Here is a 21,947-nt window from a genome sequence, read left to right as displayed (position 1 = left end):
TACTGCTTGAAAGAAACCGTTTCAACTACCGTAAGTAGGGTAGCTCAATGTTTGAAGCCGCTAAATCAATTGTGTAAGTAATATCTTGATTGCCACGAATGGTGTAATTCATGTCGGTTGCATAAATGATCAGTCCAAGTTGGTGGCCGGCCAGCAAGCGCCAGAAGGTTGGTTGGAAGGCCATCTCAAATGTATAAAGTTGCTTTGGCAGCAGCTCATCTGATCGATAATTATTAGTTCGATTTTGCATGTTCATATGAGCGTCCGTAAATTTCTTGTAAGCGGTGGCCTTTTTTTCTGGCAGAAATTCTTTCAAATCATCCTTGCGCCAATGGTAGCCAGTGAGAATTTGTTGAGCGGCCAAAACTTGGGGCACTGGCTTTAAGCGCTTGGCCTTGCCATAATCTACCAAGGTAACGCTTAATAGCCCAACGTTGGCACTGGTTGATCCACGCAGCGAAATCGTGGCTTGACCATCGACAATCAGATCTTCGCTCAAAGGTTCGGAAACCAGCTTGATGCAATGTTTGTCCATCTTGGAGTGTTCTTTGGTGAAGAGGGCCCGCTGCCACTTCTTGGTGTCTGAAATATAGTGTTTGAACAGGTCATCGTCTAGTCTGTCTGTGAAGCTGGTGTTCTCATTGAGATCGGTGAAACGTTTATCAGCCAATGAAATTTTCTCAACTTTGGCATCTCCGCCCCAATCTTGATATGGCGTCCAGGTTTCTGGTTCGGCATTATCCTGCACCAGCACGTCTGGAACGATGTCGTTGGCTTGGTTATCGACATCGAGTAATTTGTTGGTAAGCCATAAGTTAACGATATCGGTGAAATCAATTGACCGGAAATTGTTTAAATACTCGTGTTGCCCCTGATGGAGGACTAATTTTTGAGTGATTGCTTCCTTCTTTAATCGGTTCCGGAGATGATAAACGTGTGATAATTTAACATTCCAGTCATTCAGTCCGTGAACCAGCAACATATCCGCCTTGACATTGACGTTCTTTAGTAAATTTCGGTTGTCCCAGAAGGAATTATAGCTGCCGGTTTTTCGATCCTGACCGCTAGTTAACTTTTTTAACTGAGCCAGCCAAGTATCCTTGATCTTAAGATAATCAGCGGCCGTTTGTTCCCGACTAAACGTAAATTCACCAAGAACATCGGTATCTTCTCCTTGGAAACCACCGGGGGCAACCACTAAGCCGTTTTCACGATAATAATCGTAATAGTTGGAAATGCCGGCTTCAACGACGGCGGTTTTGAGACCACTAACTCCGGTCATTGCGGCAGCCGTTGCAAGCGTAGCAAGATAAGAGCGACCCGTCATTGCAACGTTGCCGTTACTCCACCAGGCGGTGATAGCAACTTGATCGTGGTGGTTGGTAAAGGCTTGGCGATCACCATGAAGCCACTCAATAATTGAAGTGGCACTGATCGTTTCATCGGGAGTCCCGGTTGTTCGTACACCGTCGGAATCTTTGGTGCCTACACCGGAAGAGTAGACAACTGCAAAGCCGCGTGCCAAGAAATAATCATTCAGTGAGTAGGTCCAAGTCTTAACGAAGGTTTCTTCGGCCACTTTCGTTGTTTCCTTGGCGGCACGCGGTGCTGGGAGATTAGAATTGTCATAGGTCACTTTGATGTCATCGTATGTAAGGGTGTTTGGTTTCTTGCGTTCGAGCGGTAGATTAACTTTGTGGGTCAAATCGTCGGCTTGCTTGTCATTGGTTCCTTGATCGTAGGGGCTTTCGGTGAAGACAATTGGCACTTTCAAACCAGCTTCAGTTTCTGCCGGGCGGATGATTTCGGCTTTTAGCAGGTCGCGTTTGCCATCGTGGTCGGTATCGAGTGGCGCCTCCACGTAAACGACTTCGTGAATGAGTTTGCTGGTATCGAATACGGCTTGCGATTTGCCATTAAAGATTAGTGGCCGTTTTAAGCCATCATCGGCAAATTGATGATAATAGCCCTGGCCGGCCAGATAGTCGATTAACGTCTGACCATACTTGGTGCGGGTGTTCAGTAATTTGTACCAGGCATCTATTACGTCGTCGCGGCTGAGCTGATCACTGACATTGGCAGTCGGTAGCTTCAATTTTTTCATTGTAGTAAAGGGATCGTTCAGGCTGAAGTCCAAGCCAACCTCAAAGCCCAGTAACTGCAAGGCAACATTATAGAAGGCATCTTTTGTCAGGGTACCTTCATTGGCAGTGTAGTCGTAGGCATTCAGATCACTGGTAGCCATGAGATTAGCAACTTTTTGAACTCGGGTGGAAAGTCCTTGCTTTTCAAGGTAAAACTTGAGCAAAAATTGGCGGAACAGCATGACGGGATCAGAAATCTTGGAAGTCCGGGATGTTAAAAAACGAACGTCGGCCAATTCCTTGATGATTTGGTCATGACTAGTGGGTACATATGCAAACTGATTGATTTTCATGTGAATACCTCCAAAAGTGAGCGTAGCAAAGCGATTAGGAACTGGAATATAAGTCTCCTTCAACAGAAATCCCTGGTTTTTAGGGATTTTTGTTGGAGGTGCTTACGTGCAGACTCCTGCTTTGCGCAGCTGTCCTAAAAACGCAGATCCAGGATACCGCCCAAAACAGCACCCCAAAACAATTGTTAAAGCCATTATACATTACTTTTCCAGCCATGATTGCCATTGATTTTCACAAAAATTTATCTCAGAAGGTGCTAACCTTCTTACAGATATTCATAAAGGGGATAACCAAACGATGACAGTTATCTTCGCCCAACCGAATTCCGATAGTCTAATGGCGTTTGCCCAACAACCCGTTTGAACACCTTTATGAAGTAGGTGACGTTGTTAAAACCGGTCATCAAAGCGATGCCAGTGACGGACGGCGTGGGTCGTTCGAGATATTTCCTAGCTTCTGAAATACGCTTTTCATTCAGATAATCGGTGATGGTCAAGCCAACCTCTGCCTTGAACTTTCGCGACAGATAAGAAGGATTCGTGCCGATTTCAGTGGCAATTTGTGCCAGTGAAATATGATGGCCCAGGTTGAGCAAAATGTAGTCTGCCGCTCGTTTGATCATGGGGCTGTACTGATTGGTTGAGACTGAATCGACGAGTGCGCAATATTCCAGTGCCATTGCAGCTGTCAATGATTTCAATCCGGAAACGGTGTTCTGCCGCTCGATCAGTAGGGCATACTTTTCGGAGATATCGTTCAGGTAAACTGGTTGAACCCCGCCACGGTGAGCGGCAATTCGGCAAAGGGTATTGTAGACAAACGAAATATTCTTGGTTGAGCGGAGCGGCTGGTGGGGAATTCGGTTGGAAAACAGCTCGGTAATCCGCGCAATCGAATGTTGCTGTTGTTCAACGCCCTGTTTGTTCCCCGCCGCAATTGCATCTATGAGTTCCTGTTCTTCCAGATACCGCTTTTCAATTTGGACCTGAGATTCAGCACTGACGTCTATCAAGGTCGGTTGGTGAGGGCGGACCCGTTTATCAATAAGCTTGACTGGTTTGGGCTGAATCAGTGCGTGATTAAATAAGTTGACCAAGAGCGCGCCAATATCTGCGATTCTCGTCGACGATAGAATTAGCAGCCCTTGGTACAATTGTTCCAAACGCCGCCGTTCACTGACGGTATATGAATTGTCGATTAAGATGTCATTGACGGCCTCGCGGTTGAAGGTATTCGTGATAAAGGGGCCGACAACGACCATTCCCACCGATTGAGGCTGCTTGATTAAACCCACAATCAGGTATTCGAGCTTAGTGGCTGTTACAAAATGCAGGTAACGATTAGCGGGTTGAGCGGCCACTTGGATCACGATTTGGTGAAATTCGGTGTGGCTATGAAAGGCTTGAATGGCGTCACTATCGGTTAGGTCTAATAGTTGGTCACCGGTATGACTATAAATAGCGATATTAAGTTGGGTCGCCGAATGAAATAGCTTGGCTGATTGTTGATAATCTGGTGAAGGCAAAAGGGTCACTCCTTAAAAAAATGTTAGCGGTTCCATAAAAGTCATTATAGATCAATTTATGTAAAAATAGTAGAAGAATATGTTGGCTAATTCGGTTAATCTTTAACCAACGACACAATTCAAATTGAACGGAGGAATTCATTTATGTTATACCCAACTGCAACACCTACCCGCGCCTTACTTGATTTATCAGGCCTTTGGAAATTCATGATCGATGAAGAAGTGACCCCAATCGATGTCACCAAGCCGCTACCAACTGATGAAGTGCTGGCTGTTCCCGCTTCATTTAATGACCAGACGGCTTCTCAAAAAATTCGTGATCATTCCGGTTACTTTTGGTACGAGACCAACTTTGATATCGCCAAGCCCCTCCGTTCACAGCGACTGGTTTTGCGGTTTGGCTCCGCTACTCATGAGGCTTGGGTTTATTTAAATGGTCAAGAAATTACTCATCATAAGGGTGGCTTCACCCCGTTTGAAGTTGAAATTAATGATTATCTTCAAGATAGCAATAACCGCTTGACCGTTAAATTGATCAACTTACTTGATTATTCGACGTTGCCAGTTGGTCATTACAGTGAATCCAAGGACGAAAATGGTCATCTGGTCCGCAAAGTTGACGAAAATTTTGACTTCTTCAACTACGCTGGCCTCCAACGCCCCGTTAAAATTTATTCAACGCCACAAGCCCACATCGATGATATCACGGTTGTCCCCGATGTTGATTTAGCAGCAAAATCAGCCAATGTTCACACAACGATTAAAGCAGCTGGTGATTTTGATGAGGTCAAAGTGACAATTCTCGATCACGCCGGTGAAGAAGTTGCGAGTGGCAAGGGCACCGACGAAGTCTTAACCATTTCTAATGTCAACTTATGGCAGCCACTGAACGCCTACCTATACACAGCCAAAGTTGACCTTATCAAAAATGGTGACGTTGAGGATACTTACTCGGAACCATTTGGTGTTCGAAAGATCGCCGTTCAAAACGGTCAATTCTTGATCAATGGCGAGCCATTCTACTTCAAAGGATTTGGTAAGCACGAGGATACTTACGTTCACGGTCGTGGCTTCAATGAACCCGTCAACGTCTTGGACATTAACCTCATGAAGGACATGGGGGCCAACTCATTTAGGACGTCTCACTATCCATACTCAGAAGAAATGATGCGTCTATGTGACCGCGAAGGAATCGTTGTGATTGACGAAACCACTGCGGTTGGGCTGATGGTCACATTTGGCTTCGACGTTTCAATGCTGGAAAGTGACGATTACGAAGATGATACTTGGAAAGAATTGAAGACTGCCGAAGCCCATCAACAAGTCATTCGTGAGCTGATCGATCGTGACAAGAACCATGCATCTGTGGTGATGTGGTCGATTGCCAATGAAGCCGCAACTTTCTCCAAGGGCGCGCATGACTATTTCAAACCATTGTTCGATGAAGCCAGAGAATTAGATCCGCAAAAACGCCCATGCACTTACACCAGTATTATGATGGCTAATCCAAAGACGGATGAATGTATAGATCTGGTTGATGTGATCGCACTGAACCGGTACTATGGCTGGTACATTGGCAACGGAGATTTGAAGACGGCTGAAACGGCTACTCGCGATGAGCTGAAGGAATATCAAGCAAAATTCCCTGATAAACCAATCATGTACACGGAATACGGTGCCGACACAGTTGCTGGCCTTCACAGTAAGTACGGCGAGCCATTCTCTGAAGAATTCCAAGAAGATTATTACCGGATGTCCAGCAAAGTCTTCGATGAACTTCCAAACTTTGTTGGCGAACAGCTTTGGAACTTTGCGGACTTCCAGACCAAATTTGGCATCCAACGCGTTCAGGGGAACAAGAAGGGCATCTTCACCAGAGCCCGTGAGCCAAAGATGGTCGTCCGATATCTGAAAGATCGTTGGACAAATATTCCTGACTTTGGTTATAAAACAAAGTAATCACTTACCAATATAATATGAAGATTTTGAGAGATCACCTGCGAAAACAATGGCGGGGATCTCTTTTTCTTTGGAGACTTACGCTCTGATTGCTAACCGCCTGGATCCACTCACTGTTCTTAGGACAGCTTCTCAAAGCAGTGACTTGCACCTAAGCACCCATTGCAAAAATTCCAAAACCAGGAATTTCAGCAATAGGAGACTTAGGCTCCAGTTTCTAATCGCTATACTCCGCTCACTGTTCTCTTCAATATGGTAAACTTATTACAATTAATAAGTTACGAACCGGACAAGACAGATTGGAAGATATTGAATGGGGTTTATTGGACAAATAGCACTGATTTTGATAGCGACACTGCTTGCGGCAGCCATTAGTCAACGATTGGGGATGCCCGCAGTCATTGGGCAACTGGTTGTTGGGGTCATTTTGGGGCCGGGGGTGTTTGGTGTCCTGCAAAATACCCACCTGATGCACGCTGGTTCTGAAATTGGTGTCATCATTTTGATGTTTATTGCTGGGATTGAGAGTGATTTAGATCTGCTTAAGAAATATTTCAAGCCAGCGATTAGCGTTGCCGCGATTGGTGTCCTCTTTCCAATGATTGCGTTCTATGGTTATGGTGAGTTGATGGGACAAGGGTTTGAACGGTCGATTTTTTGGGGGGTTATTTTCGCGGCAACTTCTGTATCGATTAGCGTCGAAGTTCTCCGTGAATTCAAGAAATTGAACACCAAGGAAGGGGCGACAATCCTTGGAGCCGCGGTGGTTGACGATATTATTGCCGTCATCCTATTGAGTATTTTTGTCAGCTCATTTGGCGTGGCAGACGATAATGCCCCCAATTTGGTGGTTGCAACCATGCTTCAATTGTTATATTTTTTAGGTGTGATCTTGTTGGTCAAATACGTGGCACCGATTGGGTTACGGTTCGCCGAGCGGATTCCAGTTCACGGCTCGGTAGCCATTATCTCGTTGGTATTATGTTTATCAATGGCTTGGCTCGCTGATGTGATTGGCTTGAGCTCAGTCGTTGGCGCCTTCTTCGCCGGAGTGGCCGTTTCCCAGACGAAGTTCCAAGATGAAGTTTCTAGCAGTGTTAGTTCGGTTGGTTACACATTTTTTATCCCGATTTTCTTCGTAAGCATCGGGCTGGATATGGAATTTGGTGGCGTCCTCAAGAATTTAGGCTTCATTGTCATCATGACGTTGTTGGCAATCGCCACGAAGCTATTCGGTGGGGCGCTTGGTGCAGCCATCACCAAGATGAACTGGCGGAGTGCCTTTGTCGTGGGATCCGGGATGGTTTCTCGGGGTGAAATGGCGTTGATCATTGCCCAGATTGGTCTATCTGCCAATTTAATGGCCAAAAATTTATATTCAGAAATTATTATTGTGATCGTGTTGTCGACGATCGTGGCACCATTGTTGTTGAAACGAACGTTGAAAGTCTGATGTTTGAATCGTGCTGCACAAAGCAGAAGTCTGCACCTAAGTCACTTCCCCCAAAAATCCAAAACCCGGATTTATGGTGAAAGTAACTTAGGTTCCGGCTTCTAATCGCTTTGTTCCGCACACTATTATAAAAGGAGTGTCTTTGATGGTTACAGAATATGCAAGTGGCGCAGTTGTTTATGAGGTCAAAGATGGCAGTATCCGCTATCTATTGTTGCGAAGTGCGACTGATGATTTTTGGGGATTTCCCAAAGGGCACGTGGAAAAGAATGAGAATCTCATTCAAACGGCCGTCCGCGAAATTCGGGAAGAAACGAATTTGAAGACGATTATTGACACCAATTTCAAAGAAAAGTTGGAATACGATATGAAAAATGGTCACCACAAGGACGTAACCTTGTTTGTCAGCAAGGTTCACCCCGATGTGAAGGTGACCAAGCAGGATGAAGAGATTAACCAATACGGCTGGTTTAATTTCCAAGAGGCCTATGACACATTATCCTATGACAACTTGAAGCAGTTATTGAAACGGGCAAACGACTATATTTATAATAAAGAAAATATCGGAGAATAGTGGATGACAAATCGAGTTTTCGTAATTACCGGTGCGGCGGGCAGTGGCAAAACCACCGTGCGGAATTATTTACACGATAAATTTCATATGACCAAAGTGATCACCCATACCACTCGAAAACCAAGGGATGGCGAAAAGAATGGCGTCGATTACTATTTTGAAACCAAGGAATCATTCCCGAAGAATCACTACCTGGAGTCGGTTGTCTACGCCGGCAATCGCTATGGCTCGTCTTATGAAGGCCTGGAGAACGCTTGGAAGACGTCACCGTTTGCCTGCATCGTCCTGGATACGGCGGGAGCGATTACATATAAGCAAAAGCTCGGCGATCAAGCGGTGATTATCTATCTCAAGGTCGGTGACACGACAGAGCTGAAAAAACGCATGGCTTGCCGCGGCGACAATTCGGCGATGGTGGCCAAACGTATCCATAGTAAGGAATATCTTCGCGACTTGGAAATGCCTGAAGAACTGGAAGGTAAGGCCTATGAAATCGTGAACTGGGATCTTGGCAAAACTCAGCGTAAAGTTGACAAGATTGTCACTCAATATTTAATTGAACCAATGGGATAGTTGTTGCAAGGAGCTAAATGTGATAGTATGCACTTAAATAGTAATTGTTACTATAGCGAAAGTGCCGATTCAAGTTTTGAGTAACCCAGTCCAAATCAACTCAAACAAGTGAATCCCACCCAACAATATCATGAGGTGAATAGAATGCCTTCAACAGTCAAAGAAGCAACGAACGTATTAAAAAGTAATCATTTAAAAATCACGAAACAACGGACAGCCATGCTTGAATTTCTATTTAACACGGCCAAAAAGAAGTACGTTGAAGTCACCAGCATCGATGACTTCATGCGCCAGACGTTCCCCAATATGAGCCACAACACAATTTATCGCAATATTTCTGAGTTTGCGGATCTGGGAATCGTTGAGCGCCAAGTCCAGGGTGACCGAGCCTCAGTTAAATTTCAATGTGATTTTGAACATGAACATCATCATCACTTTATTTGTAGCAATTGCGGCAAGGTGATTGAGCTAAAAGACTGCCCACTAAGCGAGGAAATCGTTAACCAATTGCAGGGTTGCCAAGTGACCGGCCACCTTTTCCAGATTTATGGCCTGTGTCCTGAATGCGCTCAACTTAACGAATAATTAAATAAAAATTTACCAATCGTTCAAATTAATGTGCGATAATTGGTCTACCAAATCTGAATAAGGAAGTTTTTGTGAATGGATAATAGAATTCCGCCATTAATAACACCGTTTGCGATTCTGTCAATTTCGCTCGCACTCGGAGCTACAAACGTCGTGGTTAATAAGGTAACGTCCACTAATGAAGGAACGCCTACTACCACTCAGACGACCAATCAAAAAAATACGTCAAATAAAATATTTGGTACACCTAAAAAGAAGTCGGATTCTGACGCCGAGAAGGAAAAAGCGAAGGCTAAGGAATCGTCTGAAAAAGCTGCTAAGGAATCCTCTGAAAAGAAAGCAGCCGAGGAATCCAAGAAGGCTTCTTCAGCAAAAGAAGAATCAAATAATACCGACACAACGACTGACGATACCGATACCAATCAAACGACTGGCACCAAAAAATCGACAACTGGTACTACTGGTAGCAAGAGTAATACCAATAAATCAACAACAACCGGTGGCACCACTAATAAGAGTGATACTCAGACGAATAATGATGACAACACTCAGACAGGCACAACGGATAATAATGCCAACACCACAACTGGCAGTACAACCACGGGCAACACCGGTGGCAATACTGGCACAACAACTGCGGGAAATACAACCACCACGCAGGATGGTGAAGGGGGTAATCAATAATGTTTAGCTTTTTAGACATGGTCAATCATTACCTCGGTTATTTTAATATTAACGTCAAATTAAAGAGCCGCATCTACACAATCCTGGGAGCCTTTGGTGACCTTTATTTGTTTTACATTAGTTTCCGGTTCTTGAAAAATAGCTACTTGAAGCAAGGCTCGCTGATCTTGGCGGTTGCGATCATTTTGCTGTACTTCACCCTTTGTAATTTCTTCTATTATTTTACAACCAAGCAGCCGTGGTTTGACATTTCGCCCAAATTGGCTAAGTGGCTGCACATTCAAGAACATCCTCAAGAGACTCAGGTGAATTCACGGATGGGGTCGACAGTGGTGCCGGAAACGAGGCGAAGTAACATTGCCGCCAATGGGTTGTTTGATGACTCTCATCTATTACCGGCTAAGATTGAAGTCACTGCCTCAGAGCAGCAAAACATCAATCGATTAGCTGCTCAAATGGAACAGGAGGGCTTATTTACCACCGATTACGATGGCATGAGTGACCGCAAGATTTACGAGTTGCTCAAGGTCAACGATGGTAAGCCAATCTACGCAATCGGCAAAGACGTGTTAATGCCTTACTTTGAAATGCGGAAGCAGGGATTGTCAATGATCGTCTACTGCGGCATGAATCAATCTGAGATTTATCCAGTCGGCGAAATTAAGCGGGTGGGACTGCAATCGGTTCGCTCCCTTGATTTATCGGAAGTGAAACTGTACCTCGCATCCGTCACTCTGGTGGGCGGCCCCTACAAGCAGATCGGTCGCTCCGGCGTGATTGAAGCCCCCCAGGAGTACACGGTTCGGGCGTCAGTTGCGTATAAGAAACGATCGTGAATTTAATATCGTGTTTGGAATACTAATTTTGGGACTAAAATGGATTTGATCCCAAATTTCGAATGAAAACGGTCATGCATTCTGTTTCTGGAACGCATGGTCGTTTTTGCTTAAAGAGGTATAATTATACACTTATACTTATAAACAGTACCGTTATCAGTGCCGATTTGTATTTTCATAAAATGTTCGATATAATTATTCAATCGATACCCGAATTTATTAATCTGAAGGTTTGCTTTTTTGGCTGTGCTACGGAATGATAACAATCAAGTAAAACTTTTGTAACAATTTTTTGACCAATGAGGATTTTTAACATAATATGGAATTAGTATCATTCTTAGGCGACTTTAATGAAGCCTAATATATTGGAGGAGAAAGACATGGCAATGATCGAATTTCAAGATGTCCAAAAGTACTATGGCGACTTTCACGCCCTCAAGGACATTAATTTAAAAATTGAAGCAGGCGAAACCGTTGTTCTGATCGGCCCTTCAGGTTCTGGAAAGTCAACCCTAATTCGGACGGTTAATGGTCTTGAACGGATTCAAGAAGGTAAATTAATTGTGAATGGCCAGGATTTGGCCGACCGTAAGACGGATATGAACAGAATTCGGAAAAACGTCGGGATGGTTTTCCAACATTTTAATTTGTATGCAAATAAGACGGTTTTGGAGAACATCATGCTGGCACCTCGGATCGTATTGCACCGACCGGAAGATGAGAACAAAAAGGTCGCATTGCAGTTATTGGATCAAGTTGGGTTACGAAGCCAGGCTAACAAGCTGCCAGCTCAATTATCAGGTGGTCAGCAACAACGAATTGCGATCGCCCGTTCACTGGCAATGAAGCCTAAGTGCCTCTTATTTGATGAACCAACCAGTGCCCTTGATCCTGAAATGATTGACGATGTTTTAAATGTTATGAAAGAGATTGCGAACGACTCAGATATGACCATGCTGGTGGTTACCCACGAAATGGGATTTGCTCGTGAAGTTGCCAACCGGGTTGTCTTTATGGATGACGGCCGCATTTTGGAAGATGATAGCAGCGAGAAATTCTTTAATGGTGAGCCTACCAATGAACGGGCACGACAATTTCTTGGTAAGATTATTACCCACTAAAATTGGTATTGGAGGGTCACATCATGAAAAAGCTTTTTTCAAAGATAGGGTTATTAGTTGCCCTAACTGTGATGGTCGTGTCATTGGGAGCGTGCAGCAGTTCGGCTTCCAAGAAGAATGTGCTTAAAGACGACCAACAGACGAAGACCATTACCTGGGGTGTTAAAGCCGACACCAAGCTATTTGGCTTGATGGATGTTCGGGATAATCAGATTAAGGGATTTGAAATCGATCTCGCCAAGGCCATGACCAAGCAGATCCTTGGTAAAGATGGCAAGGCGCGGTTCATTCAAGTTACCAGCCAAACACGGATGCCGTTACTTAGAAATGGTAATATTGATGCAATTATGGCGACGATGACCATTACGCCGGAACGAGCCAAGCAAGTTGATTTTTCCCGGTCATACTTTGACGCTGGGCAAGCAATTCTGGTTAAGAATGGCAGCCCAATTAAGAATGTCCGTGATTTGAATAAGAAGGGCGCCGTTGTCCTTGGCGTTGTGGGTTCCAACTCCGTTCAAAACATCGGCAAGTTTGCGCCCAAAGCTAAGGTGCTTCAGTTGTCAGATTATTCGCAAGCTTTAACTGCTCTGAAGTCTGGGCAGGGGGATGCCTTAACCACTGATAACGGGATCCTTTACGGGATGTCGATTGAAAACCCCGGTTATTCCGTTGTTGGTGGAACATTCACCAATGAACCATATGGGATTGCGGTTGATAAAGGTCAGGCACCGCTTAGGAATGCCATGAACAGTGCTTTGACCAAGGTCGAAAATTCTGGCCAATACAACAAGCTTCTTTATAAGTGGTTCCATAAAGTTAAAGGCTTTGACTTCAAGGGGGCAGAACGATGATTAGTATATTTCAAAATTATGGTGGTGCGCTCCTATATGGATTAGGGCAAACGCTCCTGTGCAGTATTATCGCCTTGGTATTTGCGTTAATCATCGGCTCAGGGTTTGCCATCCTAGAAGTTGTGCCAAACAAGTTTTTTAGAGTAATTGCTAAAATTTACATCGAAGTTTTTCGAAACATTCCATTATTGGTTATTACCATGTTCTTCTACGTGGTCATTCCGATGTATATTGTTGAAATTAGCGGCTTCGTTTCCGGAACAATTGGTTTGATCCTTTACTCATCGGCCTTTATCGCTGAAACGGTTCGTTCTGGAATCCAATCCGTTGATCCTGGTCAAATGGAAGGGGCTCGCTCAACTGGCTTGTCCTTCTGGCAATCAATGAGATACATTGTGTTGCCACAGGCGTTTAGGTACGTGATTCCCCCATTGGGCAACCAGTTTATTAACTTGGTTAAAAATTCATCAGTCCTGGCCTTTGTTGCCGGCTTTGATTTGATGTACCAAGGTAACGTAATTGCGTCCGACTCACTGCAAAGTATGAGCACTTACCTCTGCGTTGGGATATTGTACTTGATTTTGACCTTGCCGTTGAGTTATTACATGCGTTATCTTGAAAAGAAATTGGCTTAAGGGAGGAATGATCATATGTTAACGATCTTAGGTGCATATTCATGGATTAACATTCGGTTCCTTCTTGAAGGGGCCTGGGTCACGATTCTGGTTTCAGTTCTCTCGATCATCCTGAGTTACATATTTGGGCTGATTCTAGGAGTGATCCGCTACGTTCAGATCAAGTATGTTTCGGCAATCGTCGGTTTTTTGATTGATATCATTCGGAACCTGCCATTGATCCTGATCATCTTCTTTACCTACTTTGGCCTACCAAACATTGGTTTCAAGCCGGATCCAATTTGGGCGTCAGTCATTGCCATGGCGGTCTTTGAGTCGGCAATGGTGGCCGAAATTGTCCGGGCCGGAATTAATTCAATTCCAGTTGGCCAAATGGAAGGCGCCCGTTCTACTGGGATGTCTTATTGGCAGGCACTGCGATACATTATCCTGCCACAAGCGGTTAAGAATATGATCCCAGCGATTGTGAGCCAATTTATTTCGCTGGTTAAGGATACATCATTGGCGACGATCATTGTCCTGCCGGATCTGATGAACCACGCTCAGATTATTTACGGGCAAAACACCAACTACACGATCCCCATGTTCCTGGCACTTGCGGTTATGTACTTTATCGTTTGCTACTCACTGTCGCTGTTGTCACAGTATCTCGAACACCGAATTGGCTCATCCAAGAAGAAGGGTGCCGATGAGGCGGAGATTGTGGCCCAGGAGGCGCAGAGATAAATTAATTATTTATAGATATTTAAGTGAATCACATCTATTCATCCGGAGAGGATAGATGTGATTTTTATTATATGTTGACCAATTTGTAAGCGCTTTATGTTAGAATGAAATTGTTGAAGGGGTATAAGCGTATGTATTTTTTGTATAGACTATATATAAATTTTGAGGGGGAATTTTGTCATGGATAATATTGATTATCACCAAAAGGCAAAACTGCGATGGCTTTTTAAGACCATTATGGTGGCCGTGGCAACAGTCTTGTTTGGCCTATCGTTTAATCTGATGGGAGGGGGACAGCAGCGCACTCTGGCTGCTGATACTAATACTAACGCGGCACTTGATGAATTAATGCCTAACGAACGATTGCAACAGTTAGTTTTGTATAACATGAAGGATCAAGGGATCGTTGATGATGAATACACATTAAGTCAATTTACTCCAACCAGTTTTAAAGATGATCTGGGTAAAATGACTCAACTGGTTTGGCAGCCAGGTGATGATAAGTCAGATGACTATAATAATCTGGATGCTTGGAATGGCGGTAATGGGGCAATTGGTCAACCAAATCCAAATCCCGGGAATTATTCATTAAAAGGATTGGAATATTGTAAAAATTTGACCGATCTTGAACTTTCACAATCTAATTTTGATTTTGGCCATCATCTATTCAGAAATGATATTGTTGATGTTTCACCTTTAAGTGGCTTAGTTAAACTTCAAAAAATTGATCTAAGTCGTGAACGAATTACGGATATTACACCAATTAGTAATTACCAAACGTAACTTATTTGAACATCAATTTTAATTCCATTTCAGATTTATCGTCATTAGATGCTAAACAATATACCGATGGCTTTTGGTATGAGGGGCAATCATATGTTTTACCATTCAAAAACTTACCGAGTGATTCTTATAGTTGGGTAACACCTTTTGAGGGGAAGTTACCAAAGGACGTTAACTATTTGCCAACGGAAGTTTATTCTGCTGCCCGGCAAGGGGTTGTTTTAAATTATGCTCCAGAGGACAACCCGGCTGGTCCAAATTTTCCACATACTTATCTTGAAATTTTTTACGGTGGTGCCGTGCCAACAATTAGTGGTGATTCACTTTTGTTTAATGACTTAGCCCCACAAGCAGAGGCGACGACTGATAATCCTTGGAATAATCAAATGAAAGTTGTAAAGAACACATATAAGAACTACATGATTGCTTATTATCGACAAGGCCAAAACACAAACCCAACTTTTACGGCTTACATTCCATATGAGACCAATGTGGCCGAATCTAAATATGAGATTCAACCCGTCGATAAAAATGGTAACAACATTAGTGGCTATACGCCAACATCATTTCCTGGTACAGAGGGTGATAAGGTAAGTGTACCAACTATTTCCGGGTACACCGTTAATGATAATAAGGTTGTAGATGGGCAAATTACTTTACCCGCCGGTGATAGCAGCCAAACTACCATTATTAAAGTTATTTATGATAAGAATACGGTTCCTTACACTATTCACCCAGTTGATAAGGATGGGAATTCATTGGGTCATGATGTTAGCGGTGAAGATGCTGCAGGGAAAGCAGTAGATATTCCTGATATTCCCGGCTACGTTGTTAATGACAGTAAAGTTGTAAATAATGCCGGGCATAATCAAGTAATTATTCCCGATAGTGGAGGCAACATTAATGTGATCTATGCCAAGACATTTGCCAATGAGACTACACTAAACGTTAACTATCTGGACAATGATAATAATCAATTACTTCAACAAAAGTTAATTCACGGTTCAGTGAATGATCCTTATACGGTTACCGATGATTATTACCCGGATACTTTAACGATTAACGGCCAACTTTATATTCTAGTTCGAGGGAAAATGCCAGCTAATTTATCCGGAACTTTGGTAGCGAATACTGCACCTGTAATTCTCTATTATCAAAAACAAGTTACCCCTCCCAATCCGAACCCAGGCCCCGGGCCAGAGCCAAATCCAACACCAGTTAACCCAACTCCAACGCCATCAACTCCGACAGTAACAACGCAGCCATCAACCCCTGGCATTGCCAAAAAGGGTGAAGCCGTTTACGCTTTGAAGAAGATCTACATGTACAGTAATAAGGACTTCAAGAAGAGTGAACGAGTTGCCAACTATGCCAAGAAGCCACGAATTAATCGACCAATGTTTGTGGTAACGGATTATGCGAAGTCGAAAGCTGGCAACTTGCGGTACGTGGTTCGTGATGTGAACCATCATAGCAAAACTGCAGGTAAGAAAGGTTATATTACGGCTGATTATTCCTTTGTTCGACCAGTTTATTATCACAGTTCTCACAAGACACTGACGGTGATCAATCCGCGGGGTGTCAATGAATATACAAATAAGGACTTGACTGGCAAAGTTAAGAACTTCAAACAAGGCACGCAGCTCAAAGTGAAGGGCTTTGTTAAGCATAACTTAACGACTCGTTACCTCTTGAGTAATGGTCACTACATTACCGGAAACCGCAAACTTGTGATTGCTGGTAACCAGAAGCAGCCGAAACAAATCAAAGTTAAGAAAGCCATTTATCGTTACAATAACGCCAACTTCAGTAAACGCACGAAGCACATTAAGAAGGGGACCGTGTTGAAAGTTAAGAAGTGGGAATACTCACAACCATACTCAACTACGACCTTTGGTGCTAAACGTTATGCGGTTGCTGGTGGTTATGTAACTGCTAATAGCAAGTATGTGAAGGTAATTAAATAGGATTACGAAAAAAGTCTATCAGTTTCTTGCGGATAGGCTTTTTTATGTAGAACCGGGTTTTAAATGATTTTGAAAAATTCATTAGGAGTGCATCGTAAATTTGACATACGACATATATTTAAATAGGTAGTATATCACAAGCCACTTGAGAAAAAGAGCAGTGAAAAATGATTGTATTGCAACATAATTACTTGTTAAAATTAAAAGATGGTCAAGAGACTTAGGTAGCACCTAATCAACTTTGGCTTAGTGAATTACGGATGGTGCCCACCCCTCAGTAAGAATACCCACGGAGGTGAGGTGCCATGCCAATTGGAAAGATTAGGAGGCCGTCCCGGTGCAAGTCGCCGTGATGATTTGGGTAACCGCACAAGCAAGCTTAACGTTTGCGCGAGCGGATTACCTAATAAAAAAAGCTAATCATTTAGATTAGCTTCGCCCAAATCATCCATACTCACGTTTGTGGCTGTCGGTCTCGTCCACCGGCAGTCACTTTTCATATAGTTATGATACATGATTTGTGGGGTGGTTTCAAGGATTGGGGTGGGGTTATCGGAGAGTAATTTACTTATAGATAGTGTGTATAGGACGCCACTACGGTAGAAATCTTTGACGGGTCTCTAAGATACTTTGGCTTTGTACGCCATTATATAGTGGAAATGCGCTCTGACGACCCTGACCCCTACTGCATAAGCAAAACCAACCAACAATGAACAAAACGCGTTCATCATTGGCTGATTCTGCTTATGCTCCGGGGTCAAACCGGGTCTCGTCGCGCTCTGGCCTCAATCCAGCACATCAATCTTCTTCACATCCGCTAAATTACTCATCTTCATGATGAAATCATCAGGATCTGTTCGTCTTATTAATCTAATTTGCATTTCTAGTGAGAACGAATCTGGCTTATACGCTAAGATTCGCATGCGGACATTGGTACTGCCGATAATTTGCAATCGCTTGGGCAGGGCATCCATATCGTTTAGCTTTCCAGTGAAGGTTACTTGCAGGCGGATCAGAGTGCGGTTTGGGTAGCGTTTCAGTGCCTTGATTCTGCGGACAATCGTTTGGGTGATCAAAATGCACAGCGTACCCGCAATGCCGATGACATACATGTCAGCCCCGATAGCCAAACCAATTGCTGCCGTTGCCCACAAGCCAGCCGCCGTGGTTAAACCGTCAATTTTGTGGTTTCTGGTCATGATTGCGCCGGCACCGATGAATCCAATTCCAGTGACAACCTGGGAAGCCACTCGGGATGGGTCCAAGCTGATGTCAGTGGCGTGACCGGTTAAATCAAAGAAACCATATTTTGAAATGATCATGAAGAGGGCAGCACCGACCGCAACCAACATGTGGGTCCGAATGCCGGCAGTCTTCAAGCGGACTTTACGCTCATAACCGACCGCGCCACCGCAAATAGCGGCCACAAACAGCCGCAGCACCCATTCCAGTTGATATAACCAGTAATCCATTGGCAGCACCTCCGTTCAAATAATATAACTAATTGCATTATATATCGAAATAATCACTAACCAAAATATTATGCCGATAGATCAATGGATTGCCGCAGTTAAACAAAGCAAAAAAGAGCCTCCTCATCAGTTGAGAAGACTCTTTATGCCCGAATATATTATGATCTTAGTTAAATACATAGACCTTACTTTCATAAGGGCGTAATTCCGTGCCTTGATCATCATCGTAATTGCTGATGACGAGTTTGTCAGCTTTCCCCTGATCATAATCACGGGTCACCGTGTTGGCAGTGAAGTTACTGATTACCAGCAACGTCTTGCCTTGATAATGACGCCGGTAAGCGAAGACTTCTGCATCGTCAGGATCAATTTCATCATAGGTTCCAAACTTAACCAAGTCGGAATCATGCCGGAGTTGGATTAACTTCTGATAGTGGCAAAAGACGGAATCTTTATCTTCCACCACAGCTTTGGCATTGATTTCCTTATAAGTTGGATTCAAGGCGAACCACGGCTTCACGTCCGAGAAACCAGCGTTCTTGCCGTCGTCCCATGGCATTGGGGTGCGGGCATTATCCCGGGAAATGTTGGCTAAATACTTCAGCATGGTTGGCCCATCCACCAGCTTCTTTTCCTCGACCAACTCGCGGTAGGCGTTGATTGATTCGAGATCTTCGTACTGATCAATGCTGGTGTAGTGCACATTGGCCATGCCAAGTTCTTCACCTTCAAAGACAAATGGCGTTCCTTGCATCATGTGAAGGGTAGTACCCAGCATTTTAGCGGCACGAACCCGGTAATTCGGATCATCGTTGGCGAAGCGGGAAACTGCCCGAGGCTGATCATGGTTGTTCCAGTAGAGACTGTTCCAACCCTTGCCATCTAAGGCCTTTTGCCAACGGGAGAGGGCGTTCTTCAACTCCGGTAACTTGACCGGCTGATCGTTCCACTTACCCAAGCGTTTGTCTGGATTGGGTTCCAAAGCAACGTGCTGGAACTGGAAGACCATGTTCAGTTCATGGCTGTCGAGGCCAGTGTAGCTGATGGCATCTTCGGGCTTTGAACTCGGCATTTCACCAACTGTCATGACATCGTAGTGGGAAAGCACCTTGTCGTTCATTTCGTGGAGGTAGTCGTTTAACTTAGGCCCATCGGCAACCAGACCTTCCGTGAGTGGGTAGGTGCCGGGTTCAGGTGCATCGGGAAGGCCTTCAGGTTTGGAGATCAGGTTGATGACGTCCATTCTAAAGCCATCAATCCCTTTATCCAACCAGAATCGCATGATGTTCCAAACGGATTCCCGAACGGCTGGGTTTTCCCAATTCAAATCAGGTTGACCAGGGGCAAACAAGTGTAGGTAGTACTGGCCTCGTTCCGGAACGTATGTCCAGGCACTGCCACCAAATGCTGCGTGCCAGTTGTTGGGTTCACGACCATCAACTGGATCGCGCCACATGTAGTAGTCGGCGTACTTGTTATCCTTGGATTGTTTGCTTTCTTGGAACCAGCGGTGTTGATCGGAAGTGTGGTTAACCACGAGGTCCATTAGTAACTTCAATCCGTGGGCGTGAACCTCCTTCAATAATTCGTCGAAATCGGTCATCGTGCCATATTCCGGTAAGATCTTCTCGTAATCGGCAATATCGTAGCCGTTATCTTTGAGAGGGGACTGATAAATTGGGTTCAACCAAAGGACGTCAACTCCGAGCTTCTTTAAATAAGGCAGGCGCTTGATGATTCCATGAAGATCACCAATCCCATCATTGTTACTGTCCTGAAAACTTTGTGGATAAATCTGATAAATTACGGCATTTTGCCACCATTTGTGGGTCATATTGAATTCTCCTCTTTTTTTAGTGAGCGGAGTCAGGCGGTTAGAAACTGGAATATAAGTCTCCATGGGCAGAAATTCGTGGGCTTGGAATTTTTGCCCATGGTGCTTATATGGAAGTTTCTGCCTGACGTAGCTGTCCTAGTTATTATAGTTTAACTGGTTCACTGAGCCTTGAGTGGATAAAGCGAACTGAAAATGCGGCGAGTACTAATGAAACTCCGCCAACCAAGAACATTGCTGGCATTGAGTGACCAACCATTGGGAAGATGAAGAAGCTGCAAAGGGATGCGGCAATTTGGGGCAAGCAGATTGCACAGTTGAAGAGTCCCAGGTAAGCCCCTTCATTTTCACCGTTCAAAGCCTCTGTTAAGAGTGAGAATGGTTGGGTGTTCATGGTGATATAAGTGATCCCGATCAGGCAGAATGGCAAAACGAGCAACCATTTGCTGTGGATGAAGAAGATCAGAATGAAGCCAAGGGCACCAGCAAGTAAACCAAAGACGTACCATGCTTTTCGGTGTTCTGGTTTAGTCCGTGCTTGCACTAACAAACCAAAGACAACTGAAGCAACAGCTTGAATACAAGTGAGTACCCCATACCAATTACCAGCGGCTTGATAACCGGCTGATGATGGGTTGGATGTGTGCCAAACATTCAAGGAAATGGCACCGGCAGCGTAGGTCCAAGAGTAGAGAATGGCAAACCAGGTAAAGAATTGAACAATGGAGATTTCCCAGAATACCCGGGGGGCTTTCTTGGTTAATTCCCAAAGACTAGGCTGCTTCTTTCGCTTGGTTAAGTCAATGTTGTGATATAAAGCATATTCTTCAGGATTGTATTCGTGAACCTTGGCAATTGTGTAGAACGAGGTCAGCAACAGAACGGCTGCGGCCAGGTAATAGGCTAATTTAACGGTGATTGGCACTTCACCTTTTTGAGCGACGTTTGAAAGACCGATGAAGGCGAGAAAGAATGGAACCAGACTGGCGAGCACTCCACCAAGGTTGGAGAAGGACTGCTGCCAAGACCAAGCCATATCTTTTTGATCTTCGTTGACCATGTCGCCGATGACCATCTTGAATGGTTGCATACAAACATTGGATGAGAGATCCATGAACAAGGTGGCAATGGCGGCAAACCATAGAGCGGCCGCCGAACCATAACCAAATCCAAATGAACCGGCGTTAGGAAGTAATACCAGAACGATTGCTGCGACGGGTGCGCCAATAAATAAATACGGCATACGTCTTCCAAAACGGGTCCAAGTGCGGTCAGAGTACTTACCAATTAATGGCTGAATAACCATTCCGGCCAGCGGTGGCAAGATGAAGAAAAAGCCTAAGTTATTCGGGTTGGCGCCAATGGTTTGAAAAATTCGCCCCATTTGTGATTGTTGAAGTGAGAACGCCATGTTAACCCCGAAAAAGCCAAACGTCATTGCAAAAATCGTACTTACTTTCAAACTTGGCAAATGGGATGCAAAACTTTTAGGTTCAGTTTTAACGTCACCATTACCAGCTTTTGCTTTTGCGTCCATAATGATTCCTCCTAAAAAATAAGTGAGCGGAGTAAAGCAGTTAGAAGCTGGAGCCTAAGTCTCCTTCTGCTTTACGGAGCTGTTTTAATAAAAGTGAGCGGAGTAAAGCACTTAGAAACCAGAATCTAAATCTCTTTTTTCGAAAGCTCCTACTTCAGGAATTTTTGAAAAAGATGCTTAGATAGATATTTCGCTTTACACAGCCGTCCTACGTGAACGCCCCAGCAACTTGGCCAATAAATATATTGCAAGGAAACGTTTACAGCGATTATAATATCACTGAAAGAAAACGTTTGCAAGCCTTTTGCATCAACATCACAAACGTTTGTGTTTTACTAAAAATTTAGGCGCCGTTTACTGTGTTAAAATGAGGTGAACATCGTAAAGC

General features: G+C 44.1%; 18 protein-coding genes. 13 read left to right on the top strand and 5 right to left on the bottom strand.

Annotation, left to right across the window (positions count from 1 at the left end):
- Window positions 1-25: 25 nt before the first annotated feature.
- Window positions 26-2,437, bottom strand: coding sequence for a Xaa-Pro dipeptidyl-peptidase (locus KTE19_RS01525; protein WP_217341452.1), 2,412 nt, complete (start codon window positions 2,435-2,437; stop codon window positions 26-28).
- 305 nt (window positions 2,438-2,742) lie between these two features.
- Window positions 2,743-3,963 carry a helix-turn-helix transcriptional regulator gene (locus KTE19_RS01520; protein ID WP_217341451.1) on the bottom strand — a complete coding sequence of 407 codons (1,221 nt, stop codon included), beginning with the start codon at window positions 3,961-3,963 and terminating at the stop codon, window positions 2,743-2,745.
- Window positions 3,964-4,107: 144 nt separating this feature from the next.
- Between KTE19_RS01520 and uidA the strand changes: the two genes are divergently transcribed.
- The 13 genes from uidA (at window position 4,108) to KTE19_RS01455 (ending at window position 16,716) form a co-directional block, all read left to right on the top strand.
- Window positions 4,108-5,922, top strand: a complete 1,815-nt coding sequence (uidA, locus tag KTE19_RS01515) for a beta-glucuronidase (protein ID WP_217341450.1) — start codon at window positions 4,108-4,110, stop codon at window positions 5,920-5,922.
- A gap of 313 nt (window positions 5,923-6,235) precedes the next feature.
- Window positions 6,236-7,375: a cation:proton antiporter gene (locus KTE19_RS01510; protein WP_217341449.1), complete on the top strand. Its 1,140-nt coding sequence runs from the start codon at window positions 6,236-6,238 to the stop codon at window positions 7,373-7,375.
- 145 nt (window positions 7,376-7,520) lie between these two features.
- On the top strand, window positions 7,521-7,949 hold the full coding sequence (locus KTE19_RS01505) for a bis(5'-nucleosyl)-tetraphosphatase (protein WP_217164135.1): 429 nt from the start codon (window positions 7,521-7,523) through the stop codon (window positions 7,947-7,949).
- 3 nt (window positions 7,950-7,952) lie between these two features.
- The gene (locus KTE19_RS01500; RefSeq protein WP_217164136.1) at window positions 7,953-8,522 is read left to right on the top strand and encodes a guanylate kinase; all 570 of its coding nucleotides are present in this window, start codon (window positions 7,953-7,955) and stop codon (window positions 8,520-8,522) included.
- A gap of 144 nt (window positions 8,523-8,666) precedes the next feature.
- Window positions 8,667-9,107: a Fur family transcriptional regulator gene (locus KTE19_RS01495; RefSeq protein ID WP_217164137.1), complete on the top strand. Its 441-nt coding sequence runs from the start codon at window positions 8,667-8,669 to the stop codon at window positions 9,105-9,107.
- A 78-nt stretch (window positions 9,108-9,185) separates the two neighbouring features.
- Window positions 9,186-9,794: a hypothetical protein gene (locus KTE19_RS01490; protein WP_217164138.1), complete on the top strand. Its 609-nt coding sequence runs from the start codon at window positions 9,186-9,188 to the stop codon at window positions 9,792-9,794.
- Window positions 9,794-10,630 (top strand): DUF6681 family protein, encoded by an 837-nt coding sequence (locus KTE19_RS01485; protein WP_217164140.1) that lies wholly within the window; start codon window positions 9,794-9,796, stop codon window positions 10,628-10,630. The genes KTE19_RS01490 and KTE19_RS01485 overlap by 1 nt, the downstream gene beginning before the upstream one ends.
- 380 nt (window positions 10,631-11,010) lie before the next feature.
- Window positions 11,011-11,751 (top strand): amino acid ABC transporter ATP-binding protein, encoded by a 741-nt coding sequence (locus KTE19_RS01480; RefSeq protein WP_283812278.1) that lies wholly within the window; start codon window positions 11,011-11,013, stop codon window positions 11,749-11,751.
- 23 nt (window positions 11,752-11,774) lie between these two features.
- Window positions 11,775-12,605 (top strand): transporter substrate-binding domain-containing protein, encoded by an 831-nt coding sequence (locus KTE19_RS01475; RefSeq protein WP_217164142.1) that lies wholly within the window; start codon window positions 11,775-11,777, stop codon window positions 12,603-12,605.
- Window positions 12,602-13,240, top strand: coding sequence for an amino acid ABC transporter permease (locus KTE19_RS01470; RefSeq protein ID WP_217341448.1), 639 nt, complete (start codon window positions 12,602-12,604; stop codon window positions 13,238-13,240). Before KTE19_RS01475 ends, KTE19_RS01470 begins: the two co-directional genes overlap by 4 nt.
- A gap of 15 nt (window positions 13,241-13,255) precedes the next feature.
- On the top strand, window positions 13,256-13,966 hold the full coding sequence (locus KTE19_RS01465) for an amino acid ABC transporter permease (protein WP_217341447.1): 711 nt from the start codon (window positions 13,256-13,258) through the stop codon (window positions 13,964-13,966).
- A gap of 180 nt (window positions 13,967-14,146) precedes the next feature.
- Window positions 14,147-14,749, top strand: a complete 603-nt coding sequence (locus tag KTE19_RS01460; protein WP_217341446.1) for a leucine-rich repeat domain-containing protein — start codon at window positions 14,147-14,149, stop codon at window positions 14,747-14,749.
- 5 nt (window positions 14,750-14,754) lie between these two features.
- Window positions 14,755-16,716, top strand: a complete 1,962-nt coding sequence (locus KTE19_RS01455; protein ID WP_217341445.1) for a DUF5776 domain-containing protein — start codon at window positions 14,755-14,757, stop codon at window positions 16,714-16,716.
- A 785-nt stretch (window positions 16,717-17,501) separates the two neighbouring features.
- Here KTE19_RS01455 and KTE19_RS01450 read toward each other — a convergent pair.
- From KTE19_RS01450 to KTE19_RS01440, 3 genes are all read right to left on the bottom strand, one after another.
- Window positions 17,502-18,188 carry an MgtC/SapB family protein gene (locus KTE19_RS01450; protein ID WP_217341444.1) on the bottom strand — a complete coding sequence of 229 codons (687 nt, stop codon included), beginning with the start codon at window positions 18,186-18,188 and terminating at the stop codon, window positions 17,502-17,504.
- A gap of 166 nt (window positions 18,189-18,354) precedes the next feature.
- Window positions 18,355-20,022, bottom strand: coding sequence for a glycoside hydrolase family 13 protein (locus tag KTE19_RS01445; protein ID WP_217341443.1), 1,668 nt, complete (start codon window positions 20,020-20,022; stop codon window positions 18,355-18,357).
- A gap of 145 nt (window positions 20,023-20,167) precedes the next feature.
- Complete coding sequence (locus KTE19_RS01440) at window positions 20,168-21,559, bottom strand: SLC45 family MFS transporter (protein WP_217341442.1); 1,392 nt, start codon at window positions 21,557-21,559, stop codon at window positions 20,168-20,170.
- Window positions 21,560-21,947: the final 388 nt, after the last annotated feature.

Origin of the sequence: Lentilactobacillus dabitei (genome assembly GCF_019061365.1) — a bacterium.
GTDB classification, from domain to species: domain Bacteria; phylum Bacillota; class Bacilli; order Lactobacillales; family Lactobacillaceae; genus Lentilactobacillus; species Lentilactobacillus dabitei.
This window is presented reverse-complemented; position numbering and strand designations above follow the sequence as displayed.